The sequence below is a fragment of the Westiellopsis prolifica IICB1 genome, from assembly GCF_004323185.1.
GTDB classification, from domain to species: Bacteria; Cyanobacteriota; Cyanobacteriia; order Cyanobacteriales; family Nostocaceae; genus Pelatocladus; species Pelatocladus prolificus_A.
Window position 1 is genome coordinate 2,306,019 of sequence record NZ_NAPS01000001.1, and the last position, 13,689, is coordinate 2,319,707.

The 13,689-nt window shown below is 39.9% G+C and carries 11 protein-coding genes; 6 read left to right on the forward strand and 5 right to left on the reverse strand.

All coding sequences use genetic code 11. The features are described 5' to 3' along the window. Positions 1 to 626: 626 nt before the first annotated feature. The gene (locus B4U84_RS09735; RefSeq protein ID WP_131117360.1) at positions 627 to 1,451 is read right to left on the reverse strand and encodes a sulfatase-like hydrolase/transferase; all 825 of its coding nucleotides are present in this window, start codon (positions 1,449 to 1,451) and stop codon (positions 627 to 629) included. A 210-nt stretch (positions 1,452 to 1,661) separates the two neighbouring features. Between B4U84_RS09735 and B4U84_RS09740 the strand changes: the two genes are divergently transcribed. Continuing rightward, positions 1,662 to 3,104: a cytochrome ubiquinol oxidase subunit I gene (locus tag B4U84_RS09740; protein WP_044451932.1), complete on the forward strand. Its 1,443-nt coding sequence runs from the start codon at positions 1,662 to 1,664 to the stop codon at positions 3,102 to 3,104. A gap of 8 nt (positions 3,105 to 3,112) precedes the next feature. After that, positions 3,113 to 4,126: a cytochrome d ubiquinol oxidase subunit II gene (gene cydB, locus B4U84_RS09745; protein WP_044451931.1), complete on the forward strand. Its 1,014-nt coding sequence runs from the start codon at positions 3,113 to 3,115 to the stop codon at positions 4,124 to 4,126. 222 nt (positions 4,127 to 4,348) lie between these two features. On the opposite strand, the gene B4U84_RS09750 is transcribed toward cydB, so the two are convergent. Then, positions 4,349 to 5,053 carry a class I SAM-dependent methyltransferase gene (locus B4U84_RS09750; RefSeq protein ID WP_131117363.1) on the reverse strand — a complete coding sequence of 235 codons (705 nt, stop codon included), beginning with the start codon at positions 5,051 to 5,053 and terminating at the stop codon, positions 4,349 to 4,351. 105 nt (positions 5,054 to 5,158) lie between these two features. Next, positions 5,159 to 5,803, reverse strand: coding sequence for an ATP phosphoribosyltransferase (gene hisG / locus B4U84_RS09755; protein WP_131117366.1), 645 nt, complete (start codon positions 5,801 to 5,803; stop codon positions 5,159 to 5,161). 228 nt (positions 5,804 to 6,031) lie between these two features. Between hisG and rppA the strand changes: the two genes are divergently transcribed. Then, positions 6,032 to 6,721, forward strand: coding sequence for a two-component system response regulator RppA (gene rppA, locus B4U84_RS09760; RefSeq protein WP_131117368.1), 690 nt, complete (start codon positions 6,032 to 6,034; stop codon positions 6,719 to 6,721). A 300-nt stretch (positions 6,722 to 7,021) separates the two neighbouring features. Here the strand turns inward: rppA and B4U84_RS09765 are convergent, their stop codons facing one another. After that, positions 7,022 to 7,426 carry a DUF4359 domain-containing protein gene (locus B4U84_RS09765; RefSeq protein ID WP_131117371.1) on the reverse strand — a complete coding sequence of 135 codons (405 nt, stop codon included), beginning with the start codon at positions 7,424 to 7,426 and terminating at the stop codon, positions 7,022 to 7,024. Positions 7,427 to 7,695: 269 nt separating this feature from the next. Further along, positions 7,696 to 8,790, reverse strand: a complete 1,095-nt coding sequence (locus B4U84_RS09770; RefSeq protein ID WP_131117374.1) for an IS701 family transposase — start codon at positions 8,788 to 8,790, stop codon at positions 7,696 to 7,698. A gap of 859 nt (positions 8,791 to 9,649) precedes the next feature. Here B4U84_RS09770 and B4U84_RS09775 point away from each other — a divergent pair. From B4U84_RS09775 to B4U84_RS09785, 3 genes are all read left to right on the forward strand, one after another. Next, positions 9,650 to 10,522, forward strand: a complete 873-nt coding sequence (locus tag B4U84_RS09775) for an aldo/keto reductase (protein WP_131117377.1) — start codon at positions 9,650 to 9,652, stop codon at positions 10,520 to 10,522. Between the two features lie 58 nt (positions 10,523 to 10,580). Beyond that, positions 10,581 to 11,576 carry a ketol-acid reductoisomerase gene (ilvC, locus tag B4U84_RS09780; RefSeq protein ID WP_017313547.1) on the forward strand — a complete coding sequence of 332 codons (996 nt, stop codon included), beginning with the start codon at positions 10,581 to 10,583 and terminating at the stop codon, positions 11,574 to 11,576. A 165-nt stretch (positions 11,577 to 11,741) separates the two neighbouring features. Further along, entirely contained in the window at positions 11,742 to 13,673 is a 1,932-nt protein-coding gene (locus B4U84_RS09785) for an APC family permease (protein ID WP_131117380.1), read from the forward strand. Positions 13,674 to 13,689: the final 16 nt, after the last annotated feature.

Below are 13,689 nucleotides of genomic sequence, written 5' to 3' on the forward strand. Positions count from 1 at the left end.
TACATTAACATTGCAAGCCGATACATTAACATTGCAGCTTGATACATTAACATTGCAAGCCGATACATTAACATTGCAAGCCGATATATTAACGTCAACAAACTCGCTGATTTACTTCCATGATTATTAGACCTCTTGCAAAAATATTTTTACCCCACCCTAACCCTAAGCGTAAACGGCTACCGTGTACACAATACGGTTCGGTTAAGAATTTTTCGTCATGATTTGGGCATGTAGAGACGTGCCATGGCACGTCTCTACAGGGTTTAGATACCAATCGATTTGTCTTATCCGAACCGTATTGACCGTGTACACACAAATCCTCTGATCCCCCTAAATCCCCGCGCTGGCGCGCCGCTACGCTAGAAAAAAGGGGGACTTTGATTCTAGTTCCCCCCTTGAAAAGGGGGGTTAGGGGGGATCAAAACGCCACTAGGCAACTTTATAAGACTTGTGTCCGTAAACGGGGAGGGAACTAAATCTTCCTACGGTGAACGAGGGGACTGAGGGGGTTAATTCGACTTTTGCAAGAGGTCTATTGGTGGACAAGTGGAGGTAAGTATTGAGACACAACTCAGAAGTCTGCAACGTGTGCGCGATTACAATGCCAAACTTTGACATTCAGATTACGGTCTTCTTCCTTCTAAAAATGGAACTTCAAAACACTTAGAATGCATAATTGGGCCATGTCCAAAATAACCATCCTCTCCAAATAATTCGCCGTGATCAGCCGTAATAATAATGTGGGTATTTTCAGGACATTTATGAAATAAATCACCAATTAATTTATCAACATATTCTACGCAATTAATTTGTTGTTTGTGTAAGCGAGTCATTTCCTCTGGTTCAAAAAACTTCTTTTCTTCTGATTGATTACCAACCAACAAGAATTCATCAATTTGTTTAAAAACTCCATGCACACCAGATATTCGAGGCAGATCATCCCCCTTTAACATATAGGGATAATGAGTTTCGCCTAAATTGAAAAAGTAAAAACGAGGTTGAGCATCAGGAAATTCCATTTCATGAATCATGGATGGAAAATCATTATGATTTGGCATTAATTTATAGTCATCAAAATACTTGTTAATGTTGGTAAATTGATTGAGAACAGGCATGGAAACTCTAGCGATTGTTTTATAGCCATTGTCTTGTAAAACTTTCGGCAAAGATAAGTAAGGAACAAAAGTTTTAAAAGACAGGTTTGGAATATTCAAACGCTCCACCCATTTGACAAACTCCTGCTTGTACACTTCTGAAGCAAATACACCCCGTGGACTTTGATGTGGAATCATACCCATCAGCATAGTGTAGTGAGAAGGAGAAGTCCAAGATGCATAGCTATAGCGACACTCTGCTTTTCCTAGCAAATCAATATTCGGCGTTGCAGCAGCTGCATAGCTATCGTATCGACAGCTATCCATAATGATGTATACAAGATTGTTGGGCATGAGTATTCGGTATAAAGATTGACTTTCCGCAAATTATACATTCGTCACTTAGCATTGTGAAATATTTGCGATCGCCTACCTTCCACTCTGACGACACTAAGTCATACCTTAAAACTTTGTAAAGGATTGTCACAGTCACAAGGATTCACTGCTTATGTAGTGGGTGACAATCCTGACACATAGTTGTTCAACCAGTGAAAGGAAGAACTTATGGAATTTCTCTCTGATACCGTGGTGCTGTCGCGGATGCAGTTTGCTTTGACAGCCATATTTCACATGCTTTGGCCTGTACTAACTACAGGTATGGCAATTTATCTAGTGATTGTAGAGGGAGTATGGTTGAAGACTCGTAATCCAGATTACTACTACCATGCTCGTTTTTGGTCAAAACTCTATATTTTAAACTTTGGTATTGGTGTAGCTACTGGTATCCCGATGGAGTTTCAATTTGGGACAAATTGGGCGCCTTTATCAGAAGCGATTGGTAATTTTTTTGGTAGTGTCATCGGTTTTGAAGCTTCTTGGGCATTTATGCTAGAAGCTGCTTTTTTAGGAATAATGGTGTTTGGCTGGGAACGTGTTCACCCAATCATTCACTTTATCTCTACTATTTTGGTTGCCGTTGGTGCTAACTTATCAACATTCTGGATTTTGGCAGCTAATTCCTGGATGCAAACTCCTGCGGGTGGAGAAATGGTCAACGGTAAGTTTATTGTCCATGATTACTTTCAGGGTATTTTCAATCCGTTTATGGCGGTGAGTGTGTCACATATGTTTCTTGGCACACTAGAAACTTCACTGTTTGTGATTGGTGGAATTAGTGCTTGGTATATTTTCAATAATCGTCAAAGTGCGTTTTTTGCCAAGGCTTTTAAAATTGCCTTAGCAACTGCGATCGCAGTCACACCATTACAAATATACGTAGGACATCTCAGTGGTGAACAAGTATACCATTACCAGCCCTCTAAATTAGCAGCAATGGAAGCCCAATGGCAGACAACCCCAGCAGGACAACCAGCAGATTGGAGTTTGGTGGCTTTACCCAATGAACAAGCCGAGAAAAATGACTGGGAAATCATCGTTCCCAATGCCTTGGGCTATATTTTAGAATTCAAGCAAAAACTTTCTGAACCTGTGCGTGGTTTAAAAGAATGGCAACCAGCCGATAGACCACATCTGGTCGGATTAATTTATTACTCCTTCCGGATCATGATTGCCATTGGCTTCTTCTTAGCAGGATTAATGCTAGTCAGCACTCTGCAATGGCTACGCGGTAAACTCTCACCCGAAAACATTGCCCAACAACGCCTGTTAATGCTGGGTTGGATTTTTGCTGCTCCTTTAGGATACATTGCCGTAGAGTCAGGTTGGATAGTTCGCTGTGTAGGTAGACAACCGTGGACTGTCTACGGACTGATTCGCACTGCTGATGCTGCCTCAAATTTGCCTCCAACCAATGTACTAACATCTTTGATTGGATTTGCAACCGTCTACAGCCTTTTATTTTTCACCGTTTTATACTTCGGTAGTCGGATTATCCGTAGAGGGCCAAGACTCGATTTACCAATACCAGGCGTAGAAAACCAACCCGCAGTCGAAACTACTCCTGGAGAATTTATCCCCGATGAACGTCCTGTGGAAGCACAACAATAGGAGGTTTAATGGAAACACTAAGTTATTTTTTACCGCAAGTATGGTTCGGTATCTTAGCTCTTTTCCTGTTTCTCTATGTGATGCTGGATGGGTTTGACTTGGGAGTCGGAATTTTATCACTGACTGCTTCCAACGAAGAACGCCGTGGAATCTTAATGACTAGCTTGAGTAATATTTGGGATGCAAACGAAACTTGGTTAGTTTTGATGGCTGGTGGTTTATTTGGAGCATTTCCCCTTGCCTATGCCACGATATTAAATGCTCTTTATATTCCCATTTTGTTGATGGTGTTTGGATTTATATTTCGTGGTGTAGCATTTGAATTTCGCGAACAAGCCAAACGAAAATTATTTTGGAACTTTGCTTTTGGTGCTGGAAGTTTTCTCGCAGCTTTGGGTCAAGGATTTGCCCTTGGTGGTGTACTCAAAGCAATTAAAGTAGATCAAACAGGCCATTTTATCGGTACAACTTGGGATTGGTTGAGTTGGCAAACTGTATTGGTTGCTTTGACTTTGATTCAAGGCTACGTTCTGATTGGTTCCACCTATTTAGTATGGAAAACCACAGGCGAATTACAACAAACCCACTATAAAACTGCGAAGATTGCAGCAGTGACAACTCTCATCGGAGCCATTTTAATTACAATTGGCACTCCGATATTTTACGATTACGCTAGAGAGCGTTTATTCCATCGCCCCCAGGTGTACGTATTTGCTGTGATTCCGGTGTTGGGAGTTTTGTTGATTTCGCTCTTAATTAGAAGCTTGTTTCGCAAAGAAGAAAGAGCGCCTTTTATCTGGACAATTCTGCTGTTTATGCTGACCTTTATAGGATTGGCAATGGTTGTCTTTCCCTACATCATTCCCACTGAAATTACCATTTATGAAGCTGCTGCTGATCCGAGTGCGCTGGTTTTTATGATTATTTTCATTGGCGCGCTGATCCCCGTGATGTTGTTCTACAACCTCTATCAATACATTGTCTTCCGGGGGAAAATCACTGGCGGTCACTATGGGGAGTAAGTAAATCAGGAAAATTTCTTTGTGTCTTTGTGCCTACCCTGCGGGAAGCCGCTTGCGCGTCTATGTGGTGTTTCAATAATTAATTATTGAAACACCAAGACACTAATACCATTTCACGTTAATCGCGATATATATAAATAATGTAGAGACGCGATATATCGCGTCTCTACACGGTCTGTATTTGTATCAGGCTTTTCGTGAAATCGTATAAGACACTAAGCTTTATTTTTTAATCGCCACCCAACCACCAACCCAAAGTCCTGTATAAAATCTCATCACATCTCCAAAACCAGCTTGCTGTAACAACTCTAATACTCTGGTTTCTGAAATTGGATAAACACCTGTGTGAAGTGATTCTAATAATCCCGCGATCTTTTCGGGTGGTACTTTCATTTCTTGCCAGTATTCTTTCATAAAAGAAAGAGTCCGTTCAAATTCACGAGTGTTTTTTTCGCCAAATACGTCTACTAAGATGAAAGCTGCTGATGAGTGCAAACGTTGGGCGATACTTTGCAAAAAAGCCAGTTTACTGCCATCATCTGGAATAAAATGCATCACTAAGATAGAGGTTGCTGCATCATATAGAGGATGAGTAGGCAAATCGTGGGTGTATCCCTGAAATACTTTGATTTGTTCGGATAAATTTTGCTGCTGTATTTTCTGTTGAGCAATAGAGAGCATATCAGCAGATGGATCTACACCTAGCATCTGCCAGTTTTGATTACCCTGAGCAAATTTGACTAACTCGATCCCCGTACCTGCACCGACTATCAATAGATTGGCTTTTTCTGCTAGGTGCGATCGCAAACAAGATAATACCATTGTATGCATGGCGTCATAGCCTGGTAGAGCTTTTCGCGCCATGTTGTCGTATTCATTGCTTGTCACTGGTGGATTTTTGTCAAAATCTATACTCTGGTTTGACATTTGATGGTTGTGTGAAAGTTCAGAATTTTTCTGATTTTGCTTGGTGTATAAGTGTTTTAATGGTTTAAATTAACCACCAAGACACTTCTACACCAAGTATAAATTTTATACGGTTGTCAAAAGATTGTTTCTGATATTAGTGATCAAATCACTGAGGTTATCTGTATTGAGGCGATAACTTAAAGGATGAGCAATTAGGCGGGCTGTACTTTCATACAGCACTTCGATTTCGACTAAACCATTTTCGCGCAATGTCCGCCCTGAAGCAACTATATCAACGATCGCTTCTGACATGCCTGTGATCGGACCTAGTTCTACGGAACCATATAGTGGCACAATTTCTACGGGTAAATCTAGATTATGGAAGTATTCACGCGCACAGTTGACATATTTGGATGCAACTCTACCATGAGCAGGTAAATCAAGTGGCGATCGGTAAGGGCTTGATTGCTTTACTGCTACTGACATGCGACAATACCCAAACCCTAAATCAACTAAATGTGCTACTTGCGGTTTTTTCTCTCGCAGGACATCGTAACCTACAATACCCAGTTGTGCTTGACCGTATTCTACGTAAACTGGTACATCTTGTCCTCTGACTAATAGTCCTTTGGCTTTTCCGTTTGGATCAGTAATTTGTAATTGTCGGTTTCCAGAGTCTAAAAAAGCACTAAAATCTAGCCCTACAGTTTGTAGCACTTGAATGCTATTTTTTAGAAGTTCACCTTTTGGCAGTGCAACAGTAAGCATAAATGGCGTTAGCAGTCAATCGATTTTGGATTTTGGATTTTGGATTTTAGAAAACCCAATTGCGTCCCAGGATTTATTCGCTTTCTTGTACCTTGGGAGGAATTATCGGTCAGCATGATAATAATAATCTAAAATCCAAAATCCGTCTTGAAAAGCTTTGAAGTTCCCTCCGGAACGCAAAGCGTCTACAAACTTTTCGCAAAATCTAAAATCTAAAATTGTTTGACCATGCGAATTTTAGTAGTTGATGATGAAATTGAATTGACTGATCCCTTGAGTCGGATATTAAGTCGTGAGGGATACAGTGTCGATGCTGCTTATGATGGTACAAGTGGCAGTCAACTGGCGCAAACAAGCAATTACGATTTACTGATTTTAGATTGGATGCTGCCTGGAAAAACAGGATTGGACATCTGTCAAGAATTACGGTGTAGAGGTGTTACTACTCCTGTATTATTTCTGACTGCTAAAGATACTCTTGATGACCGGGTTGAAGGTTTGGATGCGGGTGCAGATGATTATTTAGTTAAACCTTTTGAATTGCGAGAGTTACTAGCAAGAGTGCGTGCTTTATTACGACGTTCTGCTTCCCAAACCCCTGAGACTCCTACGGGTCGCTTGTCGGTGGCTGATTTAGAACTTGACCCGGAAAATCAAGTCGCCTATCGCCAAGGACGAGTGATAGAACTCTCACAAAAAGAAAGTCAGTTACTGCAATATTTTATGGAAAATACTGGTAAGCTACTGACTCATACCCAAATCATGCAATCTTTGTGGCAAGATCACGAACAACCCAGTAGTAATGTGATTGCTGCGTTGATACGTCTGTTACGGCGCAAGATTGAGTTACCGGAGGAAACGCAATTAATTCATAGTGTTTACGGTAAAGGATACCGTTTTGGCATATCTAGTGAATAATACCAATTCGCGATACCTCGCGCAAAGTGCGAGATTTTAACCCTTTTTAATGGGTTTAATACCAATTTAATGTGAAGCCACACTAAATGAATAAACCTCCACTCTTGGCGCTCTTGGCTTCTACCGTTCCGGTAGGCGCGTAGCGACTTCTGAAAGTAGCCGCTTGCGCGTCTAAGGCTTCTTGGCGGTTAATTTTATAATATTCTGTGCATCTTCATAAATAATTGGTATAAGCTTTGAGCCGAAAATTTATTTTACGGCTAATTGCAACTGGTGCAAGATGTCAGTTATCAAAATTAGCTATTTTTGAAATGTGAATAAGTTACCAAAGGCGCCGATTGTTTTAAAGTTATATCCGGGAACTTTGGTAGTGTAGATACTAAAAACTACAAAGTTCTGACGCTCGGTTGATGTGGCGATAAAATCTTTAATGTTGCTGCCTTGAAAAGCTAGTCCTGTTGCTAATCCTGATTTACACGTATTGTTTGTCAGTTTGCTTATATTTTCCCACAACTTCCCTTGTGGTAATTGTGGTTTTTTACAAATAGCGTCTTGAATTTCATTAGTGAGCCGATCTGCGGCATAGTTAACATACGTGTTGTGACCAGGGTTAGTAAAAGACATCACGCTAACAATACCAGCAATAGCTAGAAGTGTGTATGCGCTTTTTCCTATACCTAAACGATTTTGCAATGATGCTTTCATAAGCTTTTTGTCAAAACAATGCAACTGACTGGTTTGATGTAAATACAGCAGGAGTTACATCTATTTCTGAAACATTAAGCAATTGCTAAGTTAATTACCAAACCTGAGTGCGTCTTTTTTAGTAGAATCTCTGTTACTCTTATCCCCAGAAAGGATTCCACCTTAAGCGATCGCTTTTATAAACCACACAACTAGGGTATGAAAATATGACTTTTCCTACACTCATACACCCATTTTCAAGACAATGTGGTGTTTGTGGACTAAATAATCTAGGCGATAAGTTCAGCTGTTTCGTTTTGGCTTTGTTGATTATACTTTTGCTGAAAAATATGGAATTGCATACTCATCATACAGTAAACACTACACACTATTTCCCACCAACGTTCTATTTGCTCATAATTAGTGATGCGGAAATCTGACCAACCTATGTAATTTTTACTGTGTTTACAGCCATACTCTAACCAAGTTATTAATCCACTAGGATTATCAACTGCTGAAGTAATAGATTTTGGTAAATTACTCATTAAAAACAAAGTATAACTTTCAGGCGATTGTTCTTTGTTGTTTGTAATTTGCCAATAGCGAAGTTCTCGACGACTCCCAAAGATTATTTCACGAATGTAGCTTTGTTCTGTTTTACCGTTACTGAAAATTGGATAAAATTTTTTCCAACTGGTGTATCTGAGTCTTTGACTAGGTGCTAACCAAAAACCATGATTACCTCTAATAGCTGTGATGAAATTCAGCTGAAACTGATTGAAAGTATGGACTAAGGTATCATATTCTCCATAAGTACTATCTGCTAGGATTAAGTCAAATTTTAAACTTCTTTCTTGTAACTCTTCGATGATCTCAGCAATTAATTGAGGCTTGGTTTTAAACGTCTCGCCTGGCTTTAATCTTTTTGGTGGCTTGAAGATTTTAAATATCAGAGGAAAAATTAAACCATCTATAAAAGCATAGGCATTGATCGAAACAATACCATTTTCAATGCTGCCTAAGTTACCAATATATTGTCTGTCCACATAATCTGTGGTTTTACCTTTCTTTTTATCTCCAGAATCATCAATAATTAGAGTAAAATTCTTCCCCTGCAAAACCTGGTGAATCAGAGATAATCTTTGATTTCTTAATTCTTGTACTTGCCAAGGTGATTCTGTGACAAAATGCAGTAAAGCTTGATTACTTAATCCCAAATGTTTAGCGATTGCAGGTAAACTTTTACGATTTATATCGGAAATTAAGCCTAAATGCAACCACTTAAAGAACTCAAAACTTCTCACTTCGGGGAAAAGATGTTTATAACCTGCACAATAGTTATCTATAAAAGTGATGGTAGTAACTGCTTCCCTGGGCTGCCCCATATTTTGACTCCAGAAAAATAAATATATGCTTATACTGTAATTTTTTAATTTTTTGGTAGCGTCACATAATATAACTAAAGATTACTTACAGTTTTATGAAGCTTTCTTGAAGTAAATAGTTCCTACTTATTCTATTTTTCATAGATATTAAAATTATTTGATTTAATATAATAAAAAATTATATTTTTCTCAATTCTTTTATCAAAAGCTAATACAACATTAAGAATTTCTGGAAGTTGTACTGGTTATAAATTTATCTTTTTATCAAAATGATTCTTAATTGGTCAAACATATACAAATTCAAGAATAAGTCAACGAAATGAGTCATACGATAGTTCTTTATTTAGTAATAATTACTTAATTTTATCGAAAAATCAAGTTATTTGCTAACTAACGACAGCACTCACAGCAATATTTTTTGTTATTAACATATAAATGAAAAAATACTTTTTGTCTAGTCTTGGCCATGAATAACTTATAATACAAAAAAATCAATCTTTATATACTATACAAAATTATTATTTTGTGCATGAAAAACTTTCAGACTGTTATCACTCATCCTTTGATATATAGCGATCGCTTAAAAGGCTATGAAATATCAAGCTGTAAGGTATCAATCAAAGATCTAATACTTGTATTTCCTCTCAAGAGTTAATTAAATTTGTTTTTTATACTCCTGTAATCTAACGTTTTATTCTCAAATAAGTAACTTAATTAACAATCAAGAAAACTGTCGAAAGCAATCAAGTTAATAAGAAATTGATATTTTGAGGTTATTAAAATACTAATTTTTTCGTGGTTTTTAATTAGTGAAAGCGCTAGAGTAAGGTTAAGAGTACTGAAAACCTTAGCCATAAGCATGGAAACAAAACAACTAAGTAACACAGGTGTTTATGTGAGTATCATCGGTTTAGGGGGTATGCCAATGTCGTTAAGCAACCGCCCTCCAGAATCACAGTCAATCAATGTTATTCAGCGTGCTTTGGAATTGGGAGTTACTTTTATTGATACTGCTGATTCTTATTGTAAAGATGAAACAGACAAACACCACAATGAACGACTAATTCACAAAGCTTTACAAACTTACAATGGTGATACCAGTAATGTGATTGTGGCAACAAAGGGCGGCTTAATGCGTCCGAATGGTAGTTGGACGCGCAACGGTAATCCTCATCACCTGCGAGAAACAATTCGCGTAAGTTTTCAGGCTTTAGGTGGTAATAAACCCATTGACATATGGCAATATCACTCACCTGATCCCGAATATTCTATTGAAGAATCCCTTGCACCAGCTAAAGAAGCAGTCACAGCGGGAATGATTCGGTTTGTAGGAGTATCTAATTTTTCTGTAGAACAAATCAAAAGGGCTAGGGATGTAGTTGATATAGTTTCAGTCCAAAATCAATACAGTCCTTGGCAGCGTCAGCCGGAATTCGATGGGGTACTAGAATATTGTGAGACTGAAGGTTTAACTTTTTTACCCTGGAGTCCTTTTGGTGGGAGTCGCCGTCATGACAAGTTAGAAGATATTTCAGCGATCGCTCAGTTAGCCAAAACAAAAGGTGTATCCGTTTATAATATCGTACTAGCATGGTTACGCGCAAAATCACCGTGTATCCTACCTATTCCTGGGGCTAGTAAAATTTCTAGTATCGAAGATACCGTACGCAGTGTGGATTTGGAATTATCTGATCAAGAACTACAAATAATAGATCGAGAAACAGCATCATAATCCGGTAAAATAACAAGTCTGCAATAAAACAGGATGCTTGCTGACTGGAGATGCGCTTATGGCTCGGATGTATTACGACGCAGATGCAAATTTAGACCTTTTAGCCGGAAAAACTATCGCTATTATCGGTTATGGCTCCCAAGGTCATGCTCATGCCCTCAATCTTAAAGATAGTGGTGTGAACGTGATTGTCGGATTATATCCGGGCAGCAAGTCAGCGGCAAAAGCCGAAGCTGCTGGTTTAACTGTCAAAAATGTGGCAGATGCAGCCAAAGCTGCTGACTTGTTGATGATTTTATTACCTGATGAAGTTCAAAGAACAGTTTACAAAAACGAAATTGAACCCAATTTAGAGCCAGGAAATGTCTTAGCTTTTGCTCATGGGTTCAATATTCACTTTGGTCAAGTTGTACCACCTGCTGAGGTAGACGTGATCATGGTAGCACCCAAAGGCCCAGGACATTTAGTACGGCGGACTTACGAACAAGGACAAGGAGTACCTTGTTTATTTGCTGTGTATCAAAATGCTTCTGGACAGGCACGCGATCGCGCCATGGCCTATGCTAAAGGTATTGGTGGTACACGCGCTGGTGTTCTTGAAACCACCTTCCGCGAAGAAACTGAAACTGACTTGTTTGGTGAACAAGCAGTATTGTGTGGCGGTTTGAGTGCCTTAATTAAAGCTGGATTTGAAACCTTAGTAGAAGCAGGTTATCAACCAGAGTTAGCTTATTTTGAATGTCTCCACGAAGTTAAATTAATTGTTGACTTGATTGTGGAAGGCGGGCTAGCGAAAATGCGCGATAGCATTTCCAATACCGCTGAATATGGTGATTACACCCGTGGCCCTAGAGTTGTCAACGAACAAACCAAGGCTGAAATGCAAAAAATTCTCCAAGAAATTCAAACTGGACAATTTGCACGGGAATTTGTGGTTGAAAACCAAGCTGGTAAACCTGGGTTTACTGCAATGCGTCGTAAAGAAGCCGAACATCAAGTTGAGGAAATTGGCAAAGATTTACGCGCCATGTTTAGTTGGATGAAGAAGGATTAATAGGTAGGCACATTAAAGGGGAAGGGAAACAAGGGAGACAAGGGAGATATTGCGAGTGTAGAGAGTGTGTCCGGTGTGGGGAGTTTTCTTCCCCATCTCTTCCCCTGAGCGTAAAACTAACTCATACCAATTCTCTATAAAAGCAATGCAACAGGAGTATTGTTGATGGCTGGACCGATTGTCCCACCCAAACAACATCGCAAACGACTCGTTAGCTGGTTACTCCAAGAAGAACGTAGCGAGAAAGGGGAGCATTCTCAGCATCCTTGGTGGCAGGTGATGTGCCTGACGGGGGTCGATTATTTTTCCACACTTGGTTATCAGCCTGGTATCGCTGCCTTAGCAGCAGGAGCTTTATCTCCTCTGGCTACCTTAATTCTAGTTTTGCTGACACTGTTTGGTGCATTACCCATATATCGTCAAGTTGCTGCGACTAGTCCTCATGGAGAGGGATCGATCGCCATGCTCGAAAATCTCCTTCCTTGGTGGCAAGGCAAGTTGTTTGTCTTATGTTTGCTTGGCTTTGTGGCGACTGATTTTATCATTACTATTACGCTTTCCGCAGCTGATGCCACAGCCCACATTATTGAAAATCCCCTGATCCCAGAGTTTCTACACGGGCAATCAGTCAGTATTACGCTTATCCTAATTGCCTTGCTTGGTGGCGTATTTTTAAGAGGTTTCAAAGAAGCCATCGGTATAGCCGTTTTTCTAGTCGCTACATATTTGTTGCTGAACTTAATTACGATTGGTGTTGGTGCATACCAGATTTTACAACAGCCAATCGTGATTTCTAATTGGCAAACTGCGTTGTTCACCAATTATTCAAATCCTTTCATGATGATTGGTGCAGCCGCACTGCTATTTCCGAAGTTAGCATTGGGATTATCTGGTTTTGAGACTGGTGTGGCGGTGATGCCTTTGGTGAAGGGGAATCAGCATGAAACCGAAGCAAACCCCAGAGGCCGCATTCGTAATACCCACAAACTGCTGACACTTGCGGCGGTAATTATGAGTTTCTTCTTGATTACCAGCAGTTTGGTAACAATTCTACTGATTCCTAGTGCAGAATTCGTAGAAGGGGGCAAAGCTAGCGGACGCGCCCTTGCATTCCTGGCTCATCGTTATTTGGGGGATGGGTTTGGAACTATTTATGATTTAAGTACAATTTCTATCTTGTGGTTTGCTGGTGCATCCGCAATGGCAGGGCTATTAAATATTGTCCCTCGCTACCTACCACGCTATGGCATGGCACCAGATTGGACACGGATGATCAGACCTCTGGTGTTGGTATATACAGCGATCGCCTTTGTAGTGACGATTATCTTTAAAGCTAATGTCGAAGCTCAAGGTGGAGCCTATGCAACAGGGGTATTGGTATTAATGACTTCTGCTGCTTTTGCTGTAACTTTAGCTGCTCGGCGTCGGCGAGCAACACGAGGAATATTGTCCTTTGGTGCGATTACACTACTGTTTGTTTATACCACCATTGTTAACATCATTGAAAGACCGGAAGGTATTCAAATTGCTGCCTTTTTCATCGGTGTAATTATCCTGACTTCACTCATTTCACGAGTCTGGCGCTCTACAGAACTGCGAGTCGAGCAAATTGCAATGGACGAAACAGCTCGTCGCTTTATTGCTGAAGAGGAAGAGCATCAGGGTAAAATCCGACTGATTGCCAACCGCTTGAATGAAGGTGATGAACAAGAATACTTTTTAAAAGAGAAGGAAGTACGCGAGGATAATCATATTCCTCAGACAGATTCTGTTTTGTTCCTAGAAATTCAAGTATCCGACGCTTCAGTATTTACTGAAATCATTCAGGTTAAAGGAGTACAGGTCGGTAATTATCGTATTTTGAGGGCTAGAGGCGCTGCTGTACCAAATACAATTGCAGCTATCCTCTTATATATACGAGATCAAACCGGGAAACTACCACACGCCTACTTTGGTTGGGCAGAAGGTAATCCAATTCAGTATTTGTTACGCTTCATCCTTTTTGGTGAAGGAGATATAGCTGTTGTGACTCGTGAAGTTCTTCGTAAAGCCGAGAAAGATCCAGAACGGCGTCCTGGTATTCATGTGGGGGGATAGGGGAAAGGGGATCGGG